General features: G+C 61.8%; 21 protein-coding genes, 1 tRNA gene and 1 pseudogene. 7 read left to right on the top strand and 16 right to left on the bottom strand.

The features are described from left to right. Nucleotides 1-4: 4 nt before the first annotated feature. Nucleotides 5-2,392 (top strand): response regulator, encoded by a 2,388-nt coding sequence (locus AA098_RS10560; RefSeq protein WP_014753816.1) that lies wholly within the window; start codon nt 5-7, stop codon nt 2,390-2,392. Nucleotides 2,393-2,510: 118 nt separating this feature from the next. Here the strand turns inward: AA098_RS10560 and AA098_RS10555 are convergent. Continuing rightward, nucleotides 2,511-2,585, bottom strand: a tRNA-Gln gene (locus tag AA098_RS10555). Nucleotides 2,586-2,844: 259 nt separating this feature from the next. Here AA098_RS10555 and AA098_RS10550 point away from each other — a divergent pair. Next, a complete protein-coding gene (locus AA098_RS10550) occupies nt 2,845-3,087 on the top strand; it encodes a hypothetical protein (RefSeq protein WP_003250356.1) in 243 nt (80 codons plus the stop codon). 132 nt (nt 3,088-3,219) lie between these two features. After that, on the top strand, nt 3,220-4,290 hold the full coding sequence (gene zapE, locus AA098_RS10545; RefSeq protein WP_054888665.1) for a cell division protein ZapE: 1,071 nt from the start codon (nt 3,220-3,222) through the stop codon (nt 4,288-4,290). A 225-nt stretch (nt 4,291-4,515) separates the two neighbouring features. Here the strand turns inward: zapE and AA098_RS10540 are convergent, their stop codons facing one another. Then, nucleotides 4,516-6,405: a propionyl-CoA synthetase gene (locus tag AA098_RS10540; RefSeq protein WP_064614199.1), complete on the bottom strand. Its 1,890-nt coding sequence runs from the start codon at nt 6,403-6,405 to the stop codon at nt 4,516-4,518. Nucleotides 6,406-6,585: 180 nt separating this feature from the next. Here AA098_RS10540 and AA098_RS10535 point away from each other — a divergent pair, with 180 nt between their 5' ends. Then, nucleotides 6,586-7,452 (top strand): LysR family transcriptional regulator, encoded by an 867-nt coding sequence (locus AA098_RS10535; protein ID WP_004573884.1) that lies wholly within the window; start codon nt 6,586-6,588, stop codon nt 7,450-7,452. Here the strand turns inward: AA098_RS10535 and AA098_RS10530 are convergent. The 5 genes from AA098_RS10530 to AA098_RS10510 all read right to left on the bottom strand — a co-directional run bounded on the left by AA098_RS10530 (nt 7,426) and on the right by AA098_RS10510 (nt 11,470). Further along, nucleotides 7,426-8,580, bottom strand: coding sequence for an HPP family protein (locus AA098_RS10530; RefSeq protein ID WP_019752037.1), 1,155 nt, complete (start codon nt 8,578-8,580; stop codon nt 7,426-7,428). The two genes, AA098_RS10535 and AA098_RS10530, sit on opposite strands and share 27 nt — an antisense overlap. Nucleotides 8,581-8,862: 282 nt before the next feature. Further along, nucleotides 8,863-10,182, bottom strand: a complete 1,320-nt coding sequence (locus AA098_RS10525; RefSeq protein WP_014861827.1) for a sensor histidine kinase — start codon at nt 10,180-10,182, stop codon at nt 8,863-8,865. Further along, the gene (locus AA098_RS10520) at nt 10,179-10,847 is read right to left on the bottom strand and encodes a response regulator transcription factor (protein WP_010953307.1); all 669 of its coding nucleotides are present in this window, start codon (nt 10,845-10,847) and stop codon (nt 10,179-10,181) included. Before AA098_RS10520 ends, AA098_RS10525 begins: the two co-directional genes overlap by 4 nt. Beyond that, nucleotides 10,848-11,162, bottom strand: coding sequence for a PepSY domain-containing protein (locus tag AA098_RS10515; RefSeq protein ID WP_003250344.1), 315 nt, complete (start codon nt 11,160-11,162; stop codon nt 10,848-10,850). Beyond that, complete coding sequence (locus AA098_RS10510; RefSeq protein ID WP_003250340.1) at nt 11,162-11,470, bottom strand: PepSY domain-containing protein; 309 nt, start codon at nt 11,468-11,470, stop codon at nt 11,162-11,164. The genes AA098_RS10515 and AA098_RS10510 overlap by 1 nt, the downstream gene beginning before the upstream one ends. 219 nt (nt 11,471-11,689) lie before the next feature. Between AA098_RS10510 and AA098_RS10505 the strand changes: the two genes are divergently transcribed. Continuing rightward, nucleotides 11,690-12,769 carry a patatin-like phospholipase family protein gene (locus AA098_RS10505; protein WP_004573881.1) on the top strand — a complete coding sequence of 360 codons (1,080 nt, stop codon included), beginning with the start codon at nt 11,690-11,692 and terminating at the stop codon, nt 12,767-12,769. Nucleotides 12,770-13,005: 236 nt separating this feature from the next. Further along, nucleotides 13,006-14,196 (top strand): tyrosine-type recombinase/integrase, encoded by a 1,191-nt coding sequence (locus AA098_RS10500; RefSeq protein WP_064614198.1) that lies wholly within the window; start codon nt 13,006-13,008, stop codon nt 14,194-14,196. On the opposite strand, the gene AA098_RS10495 is transcribed toward AA098_RS10500, so the two are convergent. The 8 genes and pseudogenes from AA098_RS10495 to AA098_RS10465 all read right to left on the bottom strand — a co-directional run bounded on the left by AA098_RS10495 (nt 14,174) and on the right by AA098_RS10465 (nt 22,539). Then, a complete protein-coding gene (locus tag AA098_RS10495; RefSeq protein ID WP_064614197.1) occupies nt 14,174-14,701 on the bottom strand; it encodes a DUF2514 family protein in 528 nt (175 codons plus the stop codon). The genes AA098_RS10500 and AA098_RS10495 overlap by 23 nt on opposite strands. Continuing rightward, nucleotides 14,698-15,186, bottom strand: a complete 489-nt coding sequence (locus AA098_RS10490) for a glycoside hydrolase family protein (protein WP_064614196.1) — start codon at nt 15,184-15,186, stop codon at nt 14,698-14,700. Before AA098_RS10490 ends, AA098_RS10495 begins: the two co-directional genes overlap by 4 nt. Nucleotides 15,187-15,509: 323 nt before the next feature. Then, nucleotides 15,510-15,599: pseudogene (locus tag AA098_RS29170) on the bottom strand (glycoside hydrolase family 19 protein); the annotation flags it as partial. 273 nt (nt 15,600-15,872) lie between these two features. Continuing rightward, nucleotides 15,873-18,122 (bottom strand): hypothetical protein, encoded by a 2,250-nt coding sequence (locus AA098_RS29485; RefSeq protein ID WP_064614195.1) that lies wholly within the window; start codon nt 18,120-18,122, stop codon nt 15,873-15,875. Nucleotides 18,123-18,178: 56 nt separating this feature from the next. Then, a complete protein-coding gene (locus tag AA098_RS10480; RefSeq protein WP_064614194.1) occupies nt 18,179-21,235 on the bottom strand; it encodes a host specificity factor TipJ family phage tail protein in 3,057 nt (1,018 codons plus the stop codon). Beyond that, entirely contained in the window at nt 21,201-21,608 is a 408-nt protein-coding gene (locus tag AA098_RS10475; RefSeq protein WP_064614193.1) for a hypothetical protein, read from the bottom strand. The genes AA098_RS10480 and AA098_RS10475 overlap by 35 nt, the downstream gene beginning before the upstream one ends. Nucleotides 21,609-21,610: 2 nt before the next feature. Then, entirely contained in the window at nt 21,611-22,090 is a 480-nt protein-coding gene (locus AA098_RS10470; protein ID WP_064614192.1) for a DUF1833 family protein, read from the bottom strand. Further along, nucleotides 22,087-22,539 (bottom strand): hypothetical protein, encoded by a 453-nt coding sequence (locus tag AA098_RS10465; RefSeq protein WP_054882207.1) that lies wholly within the window; start codon nt 22,537-22,539, stop codon nt 22,087-22,089. The genes AA098_RS10470 and AA098_RS10465 overlap by 4 nt, the downstream gene beginning before the upstream one ends. A gap of 134 nt (nt 22,540-22,673) precedes the next feature. Between AA098_RS10465 and AA098_RS10460 the strand changes: the two genes are divergently transcribed. Beyond that, entirely contained in the window at nt 22,674-22,889 is a 216-nt protein-coding gene (locus AA098_RS10460) for a hypothetical protein (RefSeq protein WP_064614191.1), read from the top strand. Here the strand turns inward: AA098_RS10460 and AA098_RS10455 are convergent. Then, a complete protein-coding gene (locus AA098_RS10455; protein WP_064614190.1) occupies nt 22,877-23,299 on the bottom strand; it encodes a hypothetical protein in 423 nt (140 codons plus the stop codon). The two genes, AA098_RS10460 and AA098_RS10455, sit on opposite strands and share 13 nt — an antisense overlap. Between the last annotated feature and the right edge of the window lie 13 nt (nt 23,300-23,312).

Genomic DNA, 23,312 nt, shown 5'->3' with positions numbered 1-23,312 from the left:
GACGATGCAGCAAACGCCGCTGAAAATACTGATGGTCGAAGACAGCTCGATGGACGCCGAGCTGACCCTGATGCGCCTGGAGCGCAGCGGGCTGCATGTTCAGTCACAGCTGGTGTTCGACCATGCAGGTGTCGAACATGCCCTGCGCCAGGCCCGCTACGACCTGATCTTGTGTGACTGCGTGCTACCAGGCTCATCCGGCACCGAAGTGCTGGCCATCGCTCAACGCCTGGCACCCGACATCCCGTTCATATTCCTGTCCGGCATTTATGGCGAAGAGCACGCGGTGGAAATGATCCGCCTGGGCGCGACCGACTATGTGCTGAAGAAGAACCTGCCACTGCTGCCCAAAGCCGTGCGCCGAGCCCTGAGCGAAGTGCAGGAACGCCAACGCCGTCGCCGCGCCGAAGAGGCCCTGGCGGACGTCGAAGCACGTGCTCGCATTGCCATCGACGCCGCCGGCATGGGCACCTGGGACCTGCGCCCGCAAGAGGGCCTGTTGCTGTGGGATGACCGCTGCAAGACCTTGTTCGGCGTGCCCACCAGCACCGAAATGAGCCTTGAAGTGTTCTACGCCGGCATCTACCCCGATGACCTGCCACTGGTGCGCGAGGCAGTGGAACATGCCATGCGCCCGGAAAGCGGCGGTCATTACCGCGTGGAGTTTCGGATCGCGCAACCCAATGGCCTGGAGCCCCGCTGGTTGCTGAGCAGCGGCCAGAGCCAGTTCGTCGATGATCAGTGCGTTCGCTTTTCAGGCGTACTGCAGGACATCCACACGCAACGCCAGGCCACCCAGGCGCTGCGTCAGCTGAACGAGATGCTTGGCGAGCGGGTTGAGCGCCGTACCCGCGAACGCGATCGTGCCTGGGAGCTGTCGCAAGACTTGCTGGCCGTGCTGAACAAAGACCTGACCCCGGTCGCACTGAACCCCGCCTGGGAAGCCAGCCTGGGCTTCTCACGCGAACGCCTGAGCCAGTCCTCCTTGCTGCACCTGCTGCCTGAGCACGACCAGGAACAGTTACTCACCGAACTGGCCGCCCTCTCCCACGGCCGCACCAGCGCACGCTTTGTCGGCCGCATCCTGCATGCCGGCGGCCAACAGCGCTGGCTGTCATGGGTGGTGGTGCCGGAGGACACCCTGCTGTACGTGGTGGCACGCGACATCACCAGCGAGCGCGAAGCCGCCCTGGGCCTGGCAGATGCCAACGCCCGGCTGCGCGAACAGATCAACGAGCGCGAGCGCATCGAGGCCGCTCTGCAGCAGATGCAGCGGCTGGAGGCGGTTGGGCAACTGACGGCTGGCGTGGCGCATGACTTCAATAACCTGCTGACGGTGATACTCACCGGTGCCAGCTTTCTGGAGCGCGACCTGGCCAAGGCCGACCTGGACAAGGCCCGCACTCGCCTCACCCATATCCGCGAAGCGGGTGAGCGTGGTGCCAAGCTGACCTCGCAGTTGCTGGCCTTCTCCCGCCGCCAGCGTCTGGAGCCGGTGCCGCTGAACCTCAACCGTACCCTGGCCGGCCTGGAAGAGCTGCTGCGCCGCACGCTGGGTGGCAACGTTTCGGTGCGTCTGGACCTGGACCTGGCCCTGTGGCAGGCACTGACCGACCCCACCCAGACCGAGATGATCATCCTCAACCTGGCGATCAATGCCCGCGATGCCATGCCCGACGGCGGTCAGCTGACCCTGACAACGCGCAACACCCACATCGACCAGCGCCCGCAACGTCCGGAAGACCCAGACCCGGGCGAGTACGTGATGCTGAGCATCCGCGATACCGGTTGCGGCATGAGCGAAGACGTGCTGGCCAAGGTATTCGAGCCTTTCTTTACCACCAAGGACATTGGCAAAGGTTCGGGCCTGGGCCTGGCCCAGGTGTTCGGCTTTGCCAAGCAGTCCGGTGGCGGCGTGCGCATCGACACCACACTCGGTCGCGGTACCGAGGTGGCGGTATACCTGCCGGCGGTAAAAGAGGAGATGGTGAACGAACCCGTAGCAGCAGTGCTCAGTCAGTCAATCAGCGAAAGCGGCCATAACCGCACGGTGCTGCTGGTGGACGACGACCACCTGGTGCGCGACATGCTTGGCGATGTGTTACGCCAATACGGCTACCAGGTGCGCCAGGCGCACAGCGGCGAGCAGGCATTGGCATTGCTGGATGACGATATTGACCTGCTGCTGACTGATTTCGCCATGCCCGAGTTCAATGGTGCACAACTGGCGCTGGCTGCCCGCGAACGGTACCCCCGCGTGCCGGTGGTGTTTCTGACCGGTTATGCGGAGTTGCAGGGGCTGGAACTGCCGGGCAGCCTGGTGATCCAGAAGCCGGTGCAGGCTGATGAACTGGCCAGGGCGCTGAACGAAATGCTGGGGATTTCCGGGTAACCCGGTACGGCACGTACCCGCGCTCAGGAGGCGCGGAGGCGCGCAAAATCACAAAAACGCGAAAACCCAGTGCTCATCCTTCCTGGCACCGGGTTAAATACGTTTGAATCTTGAAAAATGGCAGGGGCGGCTGGATTCGAACCAACGCATGGCAGGATCAAAACCTGCTGCCTTACCGCTTGGCGACGCCCCTGTATCGGATGCAGCACTTGCTGCTCTGACAATTCCAACTGAGTGACAACTGGGTTGTTGTCTTGGAATGCGCGGCACTTTAACAACAAACTTTCGGTCTGTGAACCCCCCTGATAAAAAAAATTGCCAAAAAACAGCGAGTTAGTCATTTCGGTGCTGGTGCAGCGACCGTCCGTCGGTTTCCGCCCGCCTCGCTTCAACACAATCGCATTCCGCACTTCCAATCAGGTAAGCCCATTGCATTGACCAAGGAGGACCCCATGCCTGTCTCTCACGACCTCTACCAGGACCTGCACTACCCGCGCGAAATCGTCCAGCAGCGCCGCCAGCAGGACAAGGCGCTGGATCGCCTGCTGGACGAGTACGTGGACATCGACAACCAGGTGCTGGCTGCCGAATCGATATCGGCCGGTAACTTCGTCGACGAAGACCTGCGCCACCTCAAGGAGCGTCGCCTGGCGGTGAAGTACATGATCGAGCGCCAGCTGGAGCGAAAGTCATAGCCCGCACAGGCACAAGAGGCGGCCAGACCTATCGCAAGAAGTGATGATTGCCCGGCACTTTCTCTATTAGTCAAAATGGCCGCTCTCGGGCAAGCTGCAGGCTGCCCCGCCATCGCCCAAGGAGCGTTGCTTTTGTCTGCCTGGATCCCCACCCCGCTGCGCCAGCTTGGCCAACGCTTGCGCGGCACCGCCAATCAACAGAGCGAGCTGCTCGGCTGGTTCGAGGACAAGGCGCACAGCCGCGGTTATCAGCTGAGTGACGGTCAGCGGCGGGTAATCCACTGCATGGCCGAACAACTGACGCAGCTTGAACAAGGTCAACCGCGCAGTCTGTACCTGTACGGCTCGGTCGGCCGGGGTAAAAGCTGGTTGCTCGATGGCTTTTTCCAGGCCGTGCCGATAGCCGCCAAGCTGCGCCTGCATTTTCATGATTTCTTTGCACGCCTGCACCAGGGCATGCACCGCCACCGGGCGCTGGATGACGCGCTGGGCGCAACGCTGGACGAGCTGGTGGGTGGTTGCCGGGTGCTGTGCTTCGACGAATTCCACGTGCATGACATAGGCGATGCCATGCTGCTCACCCGGCTGTTCAACGCCTTGTTCGCCCGTGGCGTGTACCTGCTGGTGACCTCTAACTACGCGCCCGAAGGGCTGTTGCCCAACCCGCTGTATCACGAACGTTTTCTGCCGGTCATTCGCCTGATCAACAGCTCGATGCACGTGCTCGAAGTCGGTGGCGACACGGATTTTCGCAGCTTGCCGGCCAACCGCGAGCATCAGCGTTTTACCCAGGGCCATTATGTCTGGCCGGGTAATGCGGCGCAGCGCCAGGCACTGAACGTGCCGAGCGAACAACCGGTGATACTGGACGTGAACAAGCGCCCGCTGCGAGCGCTGGCCATCGATGGCCGGCGGGTGGTGCTTGGCTTTGACGATCTGTGCGAGAAGGCCACTGCGGTCATCGACTACCTGGTACTGGCCAGGGAGTATGACGAGTGGGTGATCGATGGGCTGGATGACCTCTCGGCGTGTTCGCTGGCGGCTCAGCAGCGCTTCGTCAACCTGGTGGATGTGCTGTATGACCAGGATCGGCGGGTGATTGTCATAGGTAAACGTCCGCTGGAAGAGAGCCTGGGCGGCCCGCTGGCCGACCTGATGCGTACCCGCAGCCGGTTGGGGCAACTGCACCAGATTGCCCCCTGAGCCTGCAGTGCCTGAGCCGGCCCTTTCGCGGGTGAACCCGCTCCTACAACGACCTGGTGTAGGAGCGGGTTTACCCGCGAATACGGTAGCGGCCGCAACGGTGAACGGCGGGTGGAGATTGGCCAGCAGGCCCGGCCCTTTCGCGGGCGAACCCGCGCCTACGACGGCCTCTGCCGAACCACCGATGCGCGTCCCGCCCGCGAAGGGGCCATCGAGGTCAAACCATCAACCCGCCCTGGGCAAATCCGCCAGCACCGCTTCGATCTCTCCCAGCACTGCAGGGTCATCCAGGGTCGAAGGCGGCACATAATCCTGCCCATCGGCAATCTTGCGCAGCACCGCCCGCAGAATCTTGCCGGAACGGGTCTTGGGCAGGCGCTTCACCAGCCGTACCCGATTGAAACAGGCCAGCGGGCCAATTTCCTCGCGCACGCTACCCACCAGGTCCACCAGCAACTGCGCCTCGGCAATGCCCTCTCCATCCTTGAGTACCACCAGCGCCAGCGGTACCTGGCCCTTGATCTCGTCATGCACGCCGATCACAGCACACTCCGCTACCGCCGGGTGCCGGGCGACCAGGTCTTCCATTTCACCGGTGGACAAACGATGACCAGAAACGTTGATCACATCATCGGTGCGCCCCATGATGTAGACGAAGCCATCATCGTCCAGATAGCCGCCATCGCCCGTGTGGTAATACCCCGGATACGTGCGCAGGTAGGCCTGCAGGTAGCGCTCGTGATCCCCCCACAGCGTCTGGCTGCAGCCGGGGGGCAGTGGCAGTGCAATCACGATCGAACCCTGATGGTTGGCCCCGAGCAAGTGGCCTTCGTCATCCAGTACGCGAACGTGGTAACCCGGCACCGCGCGGTTGCTCGACCCTGGCTTCGCCGCGCTGCCCTCCAGCCCGACACAAGGCGCAGTAACCGGCCAGCCGGTCTCGGTCTGCCACCAATGGTCGTGCACCGGCTTGCCACTCACCCGCTCCAACCATTCATGGGTGCTGGAATCCAGCTTTTCCCCCGCCAGGAACAGTTGACGCAGCGAGCTGAGGTCATGCTTGCGAATCAGTTCGCCCTCCGGGTCTTCCTTGCGAATGGCGCGCATGGCCGTAGGTGCACAGAACAGCGCGTTGACCTGGTACTGCTCCACCACCCGCCAATAGGCCGAAGCATCCGGGGTGCGGATCGGCTTGCCTTCGTAGAACACCGTGGTACAGCCGCTCATCAACGGCCCGTAGACGATCAGTGAATGGCCGACCACCCAACCGACATCGGAAATACCCCACCACACATCGCCGGCCTGCATGCCATAGATATGGCGCATGGCGTAACACAGCGCCACGGCATTGCCGCCGTTTTCCCGGACGATACCCTTGGGTTTCCCGGTAGTGCCCGACGTGTACATGATGTACAGCGGGTCGCCGGCATCCAGCTCGACGGGCGCCACCGGCTCGGCGCCGGCCAAGGCCGCCTGCCAGTCCAGGTCGCGGCCTGGCAGCAGTTCAGCGTGCGCCTGTGGCCGCTGCAGCACCAGCACATTGCGCGGCTGGTGCCGGGCCAGTTGCAGGGCACGGTCAACCAGCGGTTTGTAGGCAATGACCCGGTCGAACTCCAGCCCGCACGATGCCGTCAGCAACAAGGTGGGCCGGGCGTCATCGATGCGCAGGGCCAACTCGTTGGCGGCAAAGCCACCGAACACGACCGAATGCACCGCGCCGATCCGCGCGCAGGCCAGCATCGCCATGGCCGCTTGCGGCACCATGGGCATGTAGATGATCACGCCATCGCCCTTGTTCACCCCCAGCTGGCGCAGCAAACCGGCCAGGCGTGCTACCTCGTCGCGCAACTGGTTGTAGGTGTAGGTCTGCTGCGCGCCGGTCACTGGCGAATCGTAGATCAGCGCCAACTGCTCGCCCCGGCCCTGCTCGATCTGGTGATCGAGGGCCAGGTAACAGCTGTTGAGGCGGCCGTCAGCGAACCAGCGGTGGGTACCGTCGGCGTTGTCTTGCAGGGTCAAGGCAGGCTTGCGGTGCCAGGCCAGGTGTGCGGCCTGTTCCGCCCAGAACGCGGCAGGGTCGGAAATGGAATGGGCGTAGCTGTGCTGGTAGCTCATGTCGTTAGAAACCCGGTACTTGTTGTTATTGAAGGGCGAAACTTGAGTATGGACCGCTATACCCACGCCGCCATGGGACTAAAGTCACAACCGACCTGCAAATTTGCAGACAACGCAATAGCGCCCCATAACGGTGCAAAGCCTCTAGAATAGGCAACCCCTTCAAACACCGAGCAGCCCATGGACATCGATCAGGCCCGTACCTTCCTGGAAATAGTGCGTTGCGGCAGCCTGGTCGCCGCGGCCGAACGCCTGTTCGTGTCTCAAACCGCGATCACCGCGCGCGTGCAGCGCCTGGAACAGCAACTGGGTTGCCAGTTGTTCGTGCGTAGCCGCAGCGGCGCCAGCCTGACCAGCGATGGCGAAGCGTTCGTCAGTTATGCCAACCAGTTGGTGCAAACCTGGGAAGCCGCGCGCCGCGACCTGCCGTTGCCTGAAGGTTGCCAGCAGGTGCTGCATGTGGGCGGTGAGGTGAGCCTGGGCAACCCGATGATGCTCGACTGGGTAAGTGCCCTGCACCGTGAATTGCCCAGCCATGCCATCCGCAGCGAGGTGAGCGATGGAGAGTCGCTGCTGCGCAAGGTCGAGATGGGCTTGCTGGACGCCGCGCTGGTCTACCAGCCGACCTACGGTCCAGGCCTGCAGGTGGAGCAGTTGATGGAAGAGAAGCTGATTCGCGTGCGCCGGGTCGAGCGGCCCGAGCCGTACATCTACATCGACTGGGGCGAGGCCTTCCGCCGCCAGCATGATGCGGCCCTGCCCGACTGCGCACGCCCGGCGCTAAGTTTCAACCTTGGCCCGCTGGCCCTGCAGTTCATACTCGACCAAGGTGGCAGTGGCTACTTCCGCACGCGGGTGGTGCAGGCCTATCTGGACAGCGGCGTGTTCGAGCGGGTACCGCAGGCACCGGAGTTCACCTACCCGACCTTTCTGGTGTACCCGCGTAAACGTGACAGCGAAGCCCTGCAACAGGCCTTCGCGATCCTGCGTCGGCTGGTAGCTGCCGGCGCCAGCGACTGGTCACAACGCTGGGACCCGGTTATCTGAAGCCTCGGTCTTGCTGAGCAACTGACGCTTGAGGCCGGCGATCAGGTCGGTCTGGGTGATCACCCCCACCAGCGTGTCGGCATCAAGCACCGGCAAGCAGTGCAGGCCTTGTTCGCACAACAAGGGCAGCAGGCGTTCCAACGGGTGCTGGCTGCTGACACTGACAACCCGCCTGCTCATCACTTGTGCCATGCGCACCGCCTGGCGGCCGAACAGACCGCGCCAGCTGAAACGCCCACGCTGCATCGCCGGGCCAACCAGGTCGCTGAGGCTGACGATGCCTACAAGCTTGCCGTGCTGCAGGACTGGCAGGGTTTTCAGGTGATGGCTGGCGAGCATTTTCCAGGCCTGCTCCAGCGTGGTATCAGGCGTGACGAACTGCACATCGCGGGACATCACCGAGGCCGCGGTGATACCGCCAAGGCTGCGCTGCAGGGCGTGCTGCTCGGTGGCGAGGATGATGCGCTCCAGCTCGTCACGGGTGACATCGACGAACTCGCCCAGCTCTTCCAGGGCCTGGTCCAGGTCTTCACTGCGGATGCCGACCCGCTCGCCGGGCAGCGGGTCATGGGTGTGGTGCAGGTCTTTGCGTGGCACCGTGCCTTTCGGGTAGCGCACACCCGTCAAACGGTTGTAGGCGATTGCCACTGTCACCAGGATCAGCGCATTGAGCAGCACCGGCTCCAGCAGGTGATCGCCCATGGCGGTCAACCCCGGGTCGGCCAGCACCGCGCTCACTGCCACACCGCCACCCGGCGGGTGCAGGCAGCGCAACAGGCACATGACCAGGATCGAGATGCCGAGCGCCGCAGCGGCCACCCACAGCTCGGCGCCGAAGCCTTCACGCATGGCCAGCCCCACTGCACCCGCCAGGGCGTAGCTGCCCAACACCGGCCAAGGTTGGGCCAAGGGGCCGGAATGCACCGCAAACACCAGTACCGCCGAGGCTGCCAGCGGGCCGAGCAAGTGCAGGGCGATGCTGGGGCCATAGACCATGCTGGTCAGCCAGCCCGCGAGGAAAAGGCCAAGCAGCGCACCGATACCGGCACGCAACCATTCTTTTGGGGGGATGTTGAGAGGGGCCGGCAACAGCCGCTGCAGACGACTTTCGGAACGCGAGGCAGACATTTGGGCAATCGGGATCTTTGGTTTTTCTGTTTAAAAAGAAAGCCCAGCCGAGTTGGCCTGGGCCTCGTATTGCGCATGCAATACCACAAGGGGCTCCGTCCGTGGAGAGATGGAAACCGCAGGGTTTCGTGGGGGGATTTTGCCGGGTGGGGGGAATTTGGGCTAATTCAAAAAACTGCGGCTGTACTGCAATTTTTTTGCAGTACTGATAGGGCCAAAGGGGATTGCGTACACCTGTGGGAGCGGCCTTGTGTCGCGATGGGCCGCACAGCGGCCCCGGCATTAACGAGCCTTGCGCGGCAGGTCGATGCTCACCCGCAGGCCGCCCAGCGGGCTCTCCAGCAAGGCCAGGCGGCCGCCCCAGGCATCAACGATATCGCGCACGATGCCCAACCCCAGCCCATGCCCAGCCACCTGTTCGTCCAGCCGCGAACCACGCTCCAGCACCTGCTGCCGCTGGTCTTGCGCAATACCCGGGCCGTCGTCATCAACCCACAGCCGGTAGCCCTCGGCGTTCGGCGCGATACCCACGCGCACTTCGCTGTCTGCCCACTTGCAGGCGTTGTCCAGCAGATTACCCAACAGTTCCAGAACGTCCTCGCGGTCCCAGGGCAACAACAGCCCGGGCGACACATCACTTGCCAGCAGCAGGCCCTCGCCATGAATCATGCCCAAGGTCCCGAGCAACCCCGGCAGTTCGGCATCACAATCGAACTGCGCGCCAGGCAGCGCATCCCCTGCCAGGCGCGCACGGTTCAGCTCGCGCGCCAGGCGCTCCTGAATCTGCTGCAACTGCTCGCGCATTTGCGCGCGCACCTCCGGCAGACCCTGCAAGCGTTCACTGGAGGCCAGGCTCAGCAGCACCGCCAGCGGCGTCTTCAGCGCATGGCCGAGGTTACCGAGGGCATTGCGTGAACGGCGCAGGCTGTCTTCGGTATGGCTAAGCAAATGGTTGATCTGCCCCACCAGCGGTACCAACTCGCTGGGCACCTCGGCATCCAGCTGCGAGCGCTGCCCCTGCTGCAGCTGGGCGATCTGCTGGCGCGCCCGCTCCAGCGGCCGCAGCGAGCGGGTAACCGTGATGCGCTGCAGCACCAGAATCAGGATCAGCGCCACCAGGCCCATGCCCAGGCCGATCTGCTGCAAGCGCCGAAAACCTTCGCGCACCGGTGAATAGTCCTGAGCAACACTGATCGAGATGTCCTGGCCCAGGCGCCGGTAGTCGGCCCGCAGGGCCAGCAGCTGCTGGCCTTCGGGGCCGAGTTCATGGCTATCGGAAAGCCCGGGCGCTGCGGGCTTGGGCATGTCCAGGTCCCACAGCGAACGAGACCTCCAGGTACCCTGGTCGAAATCGATGCGGAAGTAGTAACCGGAGAACGGCCGCTGATAGGCAGCCGAGATGCGCCGCTCATCCAGCTGTAGGCCCGAAGGCCCGCGCACCAATGCCACCAGAAGGTTCTCGCTTTCGTTGCGCAGGCCGTTTTCCAGATAACGTTGCAGGCCGGCCTCGAACAGCCACAAGGTCAGTTGCGCCAGCACCACGCCGACCACCACCAGTACCGCCACCAGGCCCAGGCTCAGGCGCGCCTGGATCGACTTCACTCGCCGCTCCCGGCATAGATGTAGCCTTGCCCGCGACGGGTTTCGATCACACTGCGGCCCAGCTTGCGGCGCAAATGGTTGACGTGGACCTCCAGCACGTTCGAGTCGCGCTCGGTTTCACCGTCGTAGAGGTGCTCGGCCAGGTGGCTTTTGGACAGGATCTGCTGCGGGTGCAGCATGAAGTAGCGCAGCAGGCGGAACTCGGCGGCGGTCAGTTGCACATCCACCCCGTCGCGGCTCACGCACTGACGGCTTTCGTCAAGGTGCAGGCCGGCCGCTTCCAGCTTCGGCTGATTGGCCAGGCCACGGGCACGGCGCAGCAACGCCTGGATGCGCAGTTGCAGCTCCTCGGGGTGGAAGGGCTTGCTCAGGTAATCGTCAGCCCCGGCCTTCAGCCCTTCGATGCGCTCGGCCCAGGAGCCGCGGGCGGTGAGGATCAATACCGGTGTGGCCAGGCCAGCGGCGCGCCACTGGGCCAGCACGTCCAGGCCAGGCAAGCCAGGCAGGCCGAGGTCCAGGATGATCAGGTCGTAAGGCTCGCTTTGCCCCTGGTAAACCGCGTCACGGCCATCAGCCAGCCAGTCCACGGCATAGCCCTGGCGCTGCAGGCCGGCGGTCAGTTCATCGGCCAACGGTACGTTGTCCTCGACAAGCAACAGGCGCATTCAGTCATCTTCCTCGTCTTTGAGCAGGGCGCCGGTGCTGGCATCGAGCTTGATCTCGCGTACCACACCTTCAGTCGTCAGCAACTCGACTTCATATTCGTAGCGATCATCGTCTTCTTCCAGCTCGGCTTCCAGCAGACGCGCCCCGGGGTGACGCCCCAGGGCGGTCTCGAGCAGTTGCTCGAGCGGCAGGATGATGCCCTTCTGACGGAGCTTCAGGGCTTCATCCTGGTCCAGGTCGCGGGCAACAGCCAAGGAGCAGACGGCAAGCAGCGAGAGCGCCAGGTAACGTGCCGTCCGGGATACATGGATCATCAGTTGTCTCGTGCGTCCTTGAGTACCTCACCGGTCTTGGCATCCATGTCGACGTCCCATTCGACGTTCTGCGTATCACGCAGTTCGACCTTGTAGATGTAGCGGCCGTACTCGTCTTCAAGCTCCGAGTCAGTGACGGTGGCGCCTGGGTGCTTGGCCACGGCAGCGGCCTTGAGCTCGTCCAGCGACTTGATGGTCTTGGCGTTGACCAGTTTGACCACTTCGTCAGGCTGAACGTCCTTGGCGAAGGCGGCATTGGCGCCCAGGGCGAGGGCAGCGGCGGTGATCAGGGCAGTCATGGTTTTCATCGTTCTTCTCTCCTGAGAACTGTGCAAGTTGTCTACGGGGTTAAGATTAACCAGCGGTCCTTAATTCAACCTGAAAACAGCTGGCGGCATGATAGCGCAGTTACGCCGCCAACCCGACTCGGCCCCGTGCAAGGTGCGGCCTTGTGCTGCGAAAGGGCCAATACAGGCACCTACAGGTGTGTTATCTGTAACGGCTGCTTTTCGCCCAAGAGACCCGCCATGAGCGCCATCCACATCAAATACCCCGCCCTCACCTTCAAGGCCGGCCAGCGTGCCTTGCGACACATCCGCGAGCGCGGCCTGCAGGCGGCCGATGTCGGGGTATTGCCGGGCGCGGCGGGTGGGCCGAAGCCGCTGGGCATCCAGGGCCTTGACCTGGCGCTGTTCGGCGAGTGGCTACCCTCGGCACCCCGTCAACGTGCCCTGATCGGTGCTTCGATCGGTGCCTGGCGCTTTGCCAGCGCCTGCCTCGACGACCCGGTCGCCGGCATCCGTCGCCTGGGCGAGCTATACACCGAGCAGGATTTCGCCAAGGGCGTCACCCCGGCCGAAATCAGCCGCAGCTGCCAACGCATGCTCGATGACCTGCTGGAAGGCCGCGACGGCCAGCTGCTGGCCAACCCACACTACCGCCTGAACATTCTGGTGGTGAAAAGCCATGGCCAGCTCGCGCACGACCATCGCGGCCGCCTGGGCCTGGGGCTGGGCTCGGTGGTTGCCAGTAACCTCCTGGGCCGTTCGCGCCTGGCCCGCCACTTCGAGCGCATCATTCTGCACGATGGGCGCGCCGCGCCGCCGCTCGACACGCTGACCGACTTCCCCTCACGCTACCTGCCGCTGGACTTGACCAACCTGCGCCACGCCCTGCTCGCTTCCGGGTCGATACCGATGGTCATGCAGGGCGTGAAGGACATCCCCGGTGCCGGCGCCGGCACCTACCGCGACGGCGGCCTGCTCGACTATCACCTCGACCTGCCCTACCGCGGCGACGACCTGGTGCTGTACCCGCACTTCACCGACAAGGTCGTACCCGGCTGGTTCGACAAGGCCCTGCCCTGGCGCAAGGGCGATGCCACACGCCTGCAAAACGTGCTGCTGATGACGCCTTCGCCGCAATACCTGGCCGCCCTGCCCTACGGCAAACTGCCCGACCGCAACGACTTCAAGCGCTTCATGGGCGATGCGCCAGGGCGCAAGCGCTATTGGTACAAGGCCATCGCCGAAAGCCAGCGCCTGGGTGATGAACTGCTGGAACTGACCGCCACCGGGCGGCTGCATGAACGCCTGCAAGCCTTGTAGCGGCCATGCTGGTAGACTGCGCGCATTATTGATTCACACAGAGTTATGACAGCGTGGAAATTTTCAAGGATTCCACAGTGGATTCCCGCCTAAAACCGGACAATCTCGACAGAAGGCAAGGTGCCCGTATATGGGCGCCTCTGTCGTCCTGATTCGTCCCGGTATGACTCTCCACATCCTTTATTAATTAGTACATCATCCAGTACATCCAACGAACAGACAGAGGCAATGTACTAGTGGCACTCACGGACACTGCGGCCAGGCAGGCCAAGCCCCGGGAAAAGGGCTACACCCTGGCGGACTCGCTCGGGCTAACTCTCTACGTGGCTGAGAGCGGCGTGAAGAGCTGGCACTTTAGGTTCACCTGGCTTGGAAAGCAGGCCAGGATTTCGCTTGGGACTTATCCGGAGATCGGCTTGAAGGAAGCGCGTGCGCGGAGGGATGAGGCGCGCGAAGAGGTTGCGCAGGGCAAAGACCCGCGCGAATCGAGAAGAGAGAAGAAGGTCGAGCGCTTGGGCGCCCAGGAAAGGACATTCCGCCGTGTCTACGAGGAGTGGCTGGAATTCAGGAAGGGAGGCCTGACCGAGTCAACGGTCAAGGTGATTTCTAACGCGATGGAGCTGGATGTACTACCTGCTTTCGGCCTGCGCCAGATCGACAGCATCAAGCGAGCGGATGTGATCACACTGATCCGTCGCATTGAGCGGCGCGGCTCAATCACCACCGCAGTTAAAACAAGGCAGTGGATCGGCCAGGTGTTCCGCTATGCCGTCGCGATCGGGATGATTGAGATCAACCCCACGGCGGAAATGCACGCTGTGACTGAGAAAATGGCTCCGCACAAGAACAGGCCCTTCCTCGCATTCACGGAGATGCCGGCCATCATCAAGGCCATTGAGGAAAGTCAGTCTGGCCTACAGCTGCAGTGTGCCACCAAGCTGCTCATCCTAACCGCCTGCCGGCCGGCAGAGGTGCGCAAGGCTGAATGGTCGGAGATTGACCTGGATACGGCGACCTGGTCCATCCCTGCCAGCAAGATGAAGATGCGGCGCGACCATGTGGTACCGCTGTCCCGCCAGGCTGTCGAGTTACTGCGATCTATGCTGCCGATCTCCGGCGGTTTGAAATACGTGTTTCCGAACCGATCAGACGCCGTTCGACCGATCGGGATCAACTACGCAGTGAACCTGCTGGACCGCTGCGGGTATACCGGACGGCAATCGCCGCATGGCTTCCGGCACCTGTTTTCCACGGAGATGAATACCCGCGGCTACAACAAGGACTGGATTGAGCGGCAACTGGCTCACGCTGACAGCAGCTCCATCCGTGACGTGTACAACCATGCCACCTATATAGAGCAACGGCGGGCGATGATGCAGGAATGGGCTGACATGGTATTGCCGGTTAGGGCTTCTGGCTTGGCTTAGCACCCATGCCATCCATGATCGACTCGCACGCCTGCCCAGCTATTCGACTTCGCTCAAGCGCTTCCGCGAGGCTTCCCGCCATTCGGTCAGCGTCTTCAAGCAATCCCCCGAGCACCATGACGGCAGAGGTTCCTGCCTGGCGCTGCTGGGTAGCGATGGCGTCGCAGGTGGCTCGGTGGCCATCCCGCAATCGGTCGATTTCACCGCGCAGCCCGTCAGCAGCAGACTCAGCAGCAGTGGCGCGGCCTTGGGCCAATTCCAGTTTCTGTCGTGCACTCTCGCCCTCCTCATCCGCCACGGCTTGGCGGCGCCTTTCTTCTGTTCTGGCCTGAGCGGCTGCGCGCCGGTCGCGCTCGGCCACCTGCAGGCGGTAGTCGGCCAGTTCGCTCCGGACAGTGCCGGTTTCGCCCTGGGCAACCAGCACCCGGTACTGCTGGCCGCCGGCGACCAGCACCAGGGCGATCAGCCACCAGCACCAGGCTGGCACCGCGTCGAGCCAGGTCACGCCAGCACCCCGCCGAGCTTCTGCCACTGCGCCAGCAGCTTCTCCAGCTTGTGCGGGTTCTGCTCATAGGTGTTGCCCGGGAAGCTGGCCCAGATGTTCGAGCACTTGGCGATCGCCTGCTGGATGCGGCCGGCCTTGATGTCATCCAGTGCCTTGCGCTCACGGATCTGCTGCAGCGCCACGCGATCCTGATTCTCTGGCGTGAAGCCGCCCGCCAGGCGCAGGCTTACCCGGTAGGCGTCCCAGTATCTAGCCAGCAGCTGGTACCGGCCTGCGGCGGTGCTGGTCACTGGCTTGCCGTTGATGGGGAAGGTCAGCTTCTGCCGGGGGTGATCCTGGTAGCCGGCGAACAGGCTGCCCCCGTACAGGACGTTGTAGCCGTCATCGCTACCCTTGACGGTGGAGGTACCCTCCGAGAAAGCGATCAGGTCCAGGAACCGGAGCACGTTCGCGCCGCCGGCCTGGGCTCCGCTGAGTCTGGCCATAATCAATTCCCCTTAAAATAAAAAAGCCCGCTGATCGGCGGGCATATAGATAGGTCTATCGCTATAGAAGGCCCTGGTATAGCCTCACCAAAAAAGGCCAGGGAGGGGCTGCTGATCGAAGAGAAAGCGTATGTTTTGGACTGTCTTGGTCATAGTGATAATTTTTGTTGTTGCTGCGCTTTTCCTTTTCATACGCCTCGTCGGGAAGCGGATCGATAAGTGCGAGGATTACGATTAAGGTTCAATCGTTTTCACCCATTCCAATCTCGGACTTTTCGCCCGGTCATCTCGTTCATCCCGTGCATCGCCCGCCTCCAGCTCTTCATAGCCCGGTTCAGCGCAGGCAAAAAAATGCCCGCGACTGGGCGGGCTTTGGGGAGGATCTGCAGCAACTGCTGCTCGGTGATCGGCATTCTTTTCTCCAAGACTGTCGAGGATATGTCTACCTAAACTCAAACTGAGTCTTACATAGATGGACTTGGCCTCTCTTCAACGAGCAACCAATTGTGGCCAGGATTGCTTGTGTCGGCTTTTACTGGGTCTGGTGAGTCCATTCCGAATTCTTGCCGCTTCGAATTCGAACCGTACTCTTCGACCCAATACCTATTCCCAAAAATGTCGCTTATCACAGCTCCAGCCCATTCAGGCGAGGTAACCCAATCAATACCCACTCAATTCTCCTTAAGTTATCGAATGTGGCATACGAGGGTTGCGGATCCGGTAGATGGAAGCGCGCTCCATCGGTACGCGATCGTTACGTCGGTTGCGGTAACTGCAGATACGCCAAGATCCAGAAGCTGGTCAGGGATTGAACCGGCAAAACGCTTGCCTAAAGTGATCTGTAGCTGAGCAGGCTGGTACAGGAAATTGTGCGGCACGACGATAGTGCCGGATACAGGCGTATTAGGAATCGCCTGCTCGATGTAGTCCTCTGTCGACTTTCCGTTAATAGACGAGCCGTCAAGAGCCATGATCGTCCATACGACAGTGCGGTTAACCGCTGCCATGGGCGACCCGGTGAACTTCGTGTATCCGGCCGCACCAGATCCAAGCAAGCGAATGTTTTCGGATGCTGCCACGCCAATGGCATTGAACAGCGTGCAGGTAGTCGCAAGCGTCTGCGCTGTAATGTCGACTGAGTTATTGAAGCAGGCGCTTCCGGCCGTCGTGTCACGGGTAAGAACTGTTGCCTGGGAAACCTCAGAACAAGTGCCGCGGATGTTATTGCTATTCCCAGTCAGGTGTACGACATTTCCGCGCTGACGTTCGCAGGTGAACGAGATGTTATTAGCGTCGCCAGTTACCGAAAGGAAAGGCGAAAGCAGTGGCAATCCATCACCCTGATTCTGCCCTTGGCGGGTAATCGAGAATATTCCACTCGATCCACCGATTTGTACGGCGTAGTTGCCATCATTCCCTGATGGTGCATATCGAGAGGTTTTTAGGTGCATCTCCAGAACCCAAGCGCCACCCTCGCGCGTCACAAGGTCTGGTTTTGGGGCGACCGTAGCTCCCGTGTAATCGATTGGCTGCCTCCCATTCCCGCGCGCTTCTGCGACCGCTATGAGTCCGTGAGTTGCCGCACTGAAATCGAAGCCGCCAAGGCATGCGTCAGTGGCTAAATGCAATGCGTTGAGACGGCAAACGCCAAGAGTTTTTATACCGACACCGAAGCTGACTGCGTACAGGTGCGCTCTTGTAATTTCGCAGTGGCCCTCGTATACGCCCTGATTGTCGATGACCATGCCATTTACTTGGTCAGATGGGTAAAGCAGGCTTGGAAGACTACTGGTCGCTGCCCTTGCTGGCTTTGGCAGCAGACCACAAAGACCGAAGCCAATAAAGTCGATTGAGCTGTCGCCCGGCCCGCGCATCACAAAGCCTTCTTGCCCACTGATCCGACCGTCAAGCCATATCCGGCATCCAGCCGTAGAGTTGTCGAACTGGGCGCCAATAGCCTCTTGATAGATGGCGTTCTGCGCGACGTTGAATATCTCAACCCTGAATTCGCAGCGGGTGCCGAATGACTTTATGCCGCAGCCGGAACTATTGAGAACAGTGCTCGCATCACGCCAGTTGATCTCACTCCAATTTGGCCCGAGGTCCAGGTAGTTGCCATGGATGGTTCCGCCAATAACGCCATAGGAGTGAGGGGCAGCAGTGATCGGCCCAACTCCGGTGAGTGTGTCGAAGTTGGCCGATTTGAAGGTATCCACATTGGCGCCGGCGCCAGTTACCCAGAAAGTAACGCCGAACCCACTACCCATATGAGTGACGCCGGTATCCAGAAGAAACGCCTCGGCTTGCGCCGTGAATCTCCCTGGGCCGTACCGCAACTGGCCGCCACCAAGCGCCTTCAGGTAAAGAACAGCATTGCGGATGCCTACCGAACTGTCCGTCGCGCCAGTTGCATCCACGCCATCCCAGTCCTCAGCATAAATAATGCGCGAAGACCATGTCGCCAGATCATATGAAAAACCTGCAACTGGACTATTCCTTACCAGCCCGGCCCCGCCTGGACCGCTCAGCTCCTGACGCAACGCAGCATCGCCAACGGAGACGAAGTTTGCTGCCTCACCACTCCAGTCACCGGTTGTCGTGTATGGAAGATCAATCGCTGCCGAAGCGCGATAGAGCTCACCATCTTTTCGGAACACCTGGTTTCGCCCAGTCAGTACAATCCCCGCGGCGTAATCCCCGAGATCCTCGTAGCCTGAGTTCAGGAGGAACTGCTGGAATCGCTCCTCCTTATCAGCCTGAGCATTCGCGAAGTCGAGCTCCATCCCTGCGACAGACTTTCGCGGCCGGCCGAGACGGTCAGGCCACGCGGGAGCAGTGACATTGGCGAAGAGATCGATATTCCCGGCGTTATCATAAAGGTCGAACGGACTGCTCGAACCATCAGGCTCTACTGGGTTTCCGGTGTTGTAGCGCATATTTTCTCCGGGCATGAAAAAGCCCGCACTGGGCGGGCATGCTCGATAAGGTCCGGTCAGTCCGGCGGGGATTGGTCGTCGAAGGTGTACACGCGGGCGTCGTAGGGCATGCCCTTCATGGCAACGTTGCCGTTTGCGGGGTCCGAGCTGGTGATCAGCGTCGGGTATGCCCAGCGTGAGGCCGGACCGAACAGGATGTGCGGCGGCTCCCACGGTCCTGTGACGATTGGATCGAAGTCTAGGGCGTCGACGCGGACGGTGTAGGAATCAATCTGGGTGGCTGTCCATGGGCCTGAAAGCGTGCCGTCCAGCTTACGCACGCCGACCAGGTGCTCGCCGCCAGCGCTGAATTCCAGAGGCTCGGACGATGACAGCAGCGTTCCCGAGCCGGTGACTTCAAAGTCCAGCAGGATGGCGCTCTGGCACCGCTTTGGAGCGTCATCCGCAACGGCCGCAAAGCTCAGGTAGCCGCTGTTGCTGCCGTCCATCTCGGTTTCCCAGGTGTAGATATCGGTCCGGAACTTCTGGTGGCCACGTCGGCGCATACCGACCCGCCAGGCTCTAGTCCTGTCACTGATCCCTGGCATCTTGATCTTCTCGACCTTGGTGCCCAGGTCCCCAGGCCAGCGGCACTCGACCGTTTCCCACGCCCAGGTGGTGCGCGAGAAGAACTCCACATCCACGCCGTCGAAGTCGTTGATCGACGGCATGGAGCCGCTGATCTTCAGCATCTTGGTCATGTTCTGTGGCGAGTAGGTCTGGGTTTTCGGGCCGTAGGTCACGTCGAATGCGGCCCTGGCGCTGTCCCGAACCGGGCGCAGCAGGCCCCGGAAGGTCACCAGCTCACCGAAACCGCACGCCAGCGCGTTGTTGATCATGTCCTTGACGGTGATCGTCGAATCCAGCGTTTCGTCGTAGGTGTCGCCGCGGGCAACGCAGATGTTGTGGAAGGCCTGCCACTCGGGCAGATCCAGGTCGTCGTCGGTGTACCCGCGCTGCTTCAGCTGGTCGATGCACCAAGGCACGATGTCGCGGCTTGGCCCGGTGCCCCCCTCCATCAGCGGGAGAATGCGAGTCGCCTCAACGCTGACCTGGCTCTCCGACTGCGCAGACAGCCGGTCACCGCCGCGGATGTTGCAGGTGATGACCGTCAAGCCTGGATAGCTGGTGGGCGAGTTCTGCATCCGCCCGCGCAGGTCCGTCCATGTTGCGTCATCACGCGCTTCATCGTTGATACGGCCGGGACGATCCACGTACTGCTTGCGGATACGGGCCTCGGCGCGCATTGCGTATGGCAGCGATACGCGCTCAGTGAAGCCCTGGGCATCAAGCGACCCACCCACGTTCATGTACTGGAGCTGGGTCCAGGCTCCGGACACGTCCATGTCGCGATACTCGAACACGTAGTAGGTCGGAATCTCGTAGATCTGCCCCTCGCGTCCTATGCCGCACAGGCCATTGGCGTAGGTTACGGTCCACTCCAGTTCGATGACCTTCTCGTTGTCCGGGCAGCAGGAGAACGGCCCTCGGTAACCGCCTTGCAGATTCGAGGCGTCCAGCGTTATGAGGCCGTTCACCGTCTGCATGGAATTGAAGCCAGGCCAGTCCTCATCGGCCGATCCAGACGAGGTCAGTCGCTCCACCTCAATCAGGCTCGTGCTGAAGGCTGTGATCCGGTAGCGGAGGCCGCGCGGGCCGATAGTTGCCAGACCTTGTCCCAATGCAAGGCCGACCACCGGCTCGCCACCGTCGTAGTTCAGCGTCATCTCAGCCGGCTGCGCAGGCGTGCCGCCGGTAGTGGCTGTGCCTGTGACACCTACTGGCGCAGAGCCCAACACTACCGAAGCGCCGGACGCCGTGATGGGCATGCCGAAGAACGGAGTCAGTTCTACGAAGCGAATCACGCCTGAGGACTGCTCGGCCTTGATCGGCACGCCAGTCAGTTGCACATTCAGAGCCGAGACCAGACCGGCAATGTCTGTTGTCGCGGAGTTCAGGGCTACTGGGTATGCCGTTCCTGCGTGCGAAATTGTGAAGCCGAGCGGCGTCACGTCAAAATCGTACCGGCTTGGCGCTGCGGACCCTGTCAGCGTAGAAGCTGACCCTGGATCAGCCGGAACTGCTGGCACTGCTGGCGTGAAGCTGTGCACCACGTACATTCCGGCGTTTGCACCTGCCACCTCGATCAGCATGCCTGGGCTAGGGTTCAGCATTTCCAGGGGGCCGCGGATAATGTCGCGATCGGCGCCGCCATCGACCACTTCATAGCTGTACGGCGCTAGGACGCGGACAATGATTCCGCTAGACCAGTCTTCCGGGAATTCGCCGGCACCAGTAGGCACGCTGATGGTGTCGCCCACAAACTGGTATGCCGACGCTGTGGCGGAACGGGTTAGGTCAGTGGCCATTGTCAGCTCTAGGCCTGCCGATCCGCTGGAGCTAGCCCCCACCTCGGGAGCGTTGAACCAGTTGATGTGGGCAGGATCTGCCGACAGATCAGCGCCTGGAGGGTAAATGGTGAACGTCGCGTCTGCGCCCAGGGAGATCAGCGGGGTTTCGCCCACCTTCACCTTGGCCAGCGGCACGTCGTACTCGCCCTCGCCGATGTACAGCAGCATTTCAACGCGCTGGTCACGCGGAGCGACATGCGCCCGGCGGGGCTGGGTCAGATACGACGGATAAACCCGCTGATGGCCGGCGATCTGGCGCACTGGCTCTCCCAGCTTGACCTTGTTGCCCTTGGCGCTGGCCTCGGTCAGAGGGTCACCCTGCTGGGTGCCGGCGCTGGATGGCATGCCGGGCATCTTGGGCATAATCGACTTCAGCACCGCCTTGGCGCCTTTGAACAGCGCGAAGGTGATGGAAAATGGGTCGGTGCCTTTCGGCTCGCGGTAGATCTGCAGAAGGTCGGCAGGCTTGAACTTCACCTTGTGCCACAGGTGCTGCTCGATCAGCTCATCATTGAGGGCAATGCTGATTGGCGGACTTTCCCGGCGCTCATAGGACGGGGCCAGGGACTTAAGCCACTCCTCGATCGACATGCGGCGGTCGGTCTTCCAGGTGCCGAGAGGCGCCGTATCAGACAGCTTGTTCGGATAGAACTCGACGGTCACGGTAGTACACCACCTTAGGATGAGCGGCTTCGAATTCGCCAGTTGTCCGGAGGCAGGCGCCGCCGGGGTTTGTGTCCAGCACCTTCAGCCGACCCTCGCTCAGGAGGACCGTGCCGACGTGAAGTAGCGCTTCTCCGCGCAGAACCGCCGCAATTGCGCCTGGCTCTGGTCTGCACTCTTCCATGGCCTTGCGCAGCGCTCGGTAGGCCTTCGTGTTCGCGCGGATCTTGTCCTTGCCCACGCCCCCAAGGGATGGCAGCAGATCCAGCCCGAAGAACTCGTGACGGATCGCCCGACACAAACCCCAGCAATCGAAGGCAATAGGCCCCCGTGCACCCTCGCGATACGGGGCGCGCATGAATTTCTCGATCATGGTCAGATGTACTTCAGGCCAGGTGCCAAGGTGGTGGTCAGCACGGTGCGCAGACCGTTGGTGTTGAGCAGGTCGAAGAAGCCGGCGGTGAGTTTGGCCACGTCGTCTTCATATTCACGACTGAGCAGCGTCATGCGGTACCGCTCCTGCGGGAACGACAGGTCTTCGGCCAGGTAGCGGCGGAAAGTGATGATGAAGCGCTTGTCGGCAGCCTTCGCTGTCTCAACCACCTCCTGCACCTCACCCGTGACGTTGTCCAGGCCAAGCACCAAGTTCTGGAACGCGCTGTTGTCGTTCTTGGGCAGGGCCAGGTCCATGGCCATCGCCACGAAGGTAAGCGTCCGGCCGTCCTCGGTGGTGCATACCCGGTCTTCCCAGCCAGAGCAGTAGAGGTGAGCAACGGTGCCGCCCTCCTCCCGCGCCTCGATGGTATCCACCAGCTCGCCCCTGCCCGAGGCGTAGCACTCCTCAATCAGGCTCATGCTTCAGGCCACTCCCTATTGATCGCCAAGTCGATGATTTCTTTGCCCAGCCAGTACTGCGGGAACTGCTCCCAGCCATCCGGGATCAATGGCCGCTCCTTCAGCTGGACTACCGCCGAGTAGCGCCAGCGAGTGATCTGCGTCAGGTCAGGTCCGGCCGGGATGCTCTTGAAGTGAGCCTGGTAGGTCGTGAATCCAGCCGGCGTCTGCAGCTGGATCTCGAACCACTCCATGCCGTTGTTGATGGTGCGGGCATACCAGGCCTCGAACAGGCCTGCCTCCGCCTGGCTGAAGTTGAAGTTGAACCGCACCTCGGTCGGGACGTAGCGGTGCCGAACCCGGTACCGCGTCCGCCCGGTGACCATCTGCGTCGCCCGCATCGGGTCAACCGTGCTCAGGCCATACCCCTCCTGCAGAGGAAGTGGCAATTCTGCCGGGTATTGAATCATTGCCGTTCCTCGTCAAAGGCATGGGCTAGATAGCAATGTGACAGCTATCTGACCTATGCTCGACCGCCTCCGCTTCCTGGGCGTGAGGGCCCAGCAAGGGAAGTGGGGTTTCATAGGTGAATAAGGAGAGAAACATGACCGGACGACACAGCGTCGCCAGAGACGAACTGAACAAGTTCAAAACGCTACTTGGCCAATACGGGGAACTTGACTCCAAGGATGAGCGGTGCAACGCCTTCCTTCATCAGGCTCTTGGACGCCTGGGCTTTGCGATCGATCTCATCCTGAAGGACATCGAGCGCATCAATGACGAACGTGCTTGCGCACAATCAGGAGGTCAGGAGGGCTGACAAATCTCGGCGCTTGGCCCCGCCTTGCGCCGAACCTTGATGGACGCGTCATCTCGCACGTCACGGCTTTCCTGAATCGACTTGCGAGCACGAACGTGCACGAGGCCCTTGCTTTCTACCTGAATCCCATGCTCGCTGCTGTCCAGCGACTGCTGGGTCCACGCCCCCTTGAAAGCAGGCGCCCAATCAGAACCGTTCTGAGACGTTTCTACTTCGACCTCGGACGTGGCAGGTAAGATCTCGCCATCTCGGGTGATGGTCGCCAGCCCCCACTGGAAGCACACGCCCAAGTCGAAATCAGCCAAGTCGACCGGCTCACCGCTGGTTATCTCGACCCAGTCATGATCCAAGAGGAATGACATCGCCCGGCCAGCCGGGAGCTTGGTTTCTGCAACTGCTTGCTGTTCCATGTGTATCTCCTGA

It is taken from the genome of Pseudomonas sp. JY-Q, assembly GCF_001655295.1.
Lineage (GTDB): Bacteria > Pseudomonadota > Gammaproteobacteria > Pseudomonadales > Pseudomonadaceae > Aquipseudomonas > Aquipseudomonas alloputida.
The sequence above is the reverse complement of the archived record's forward strand: the minus strand, read 5'-3'. Positions and strand labels throughout refer to the sequence as shown.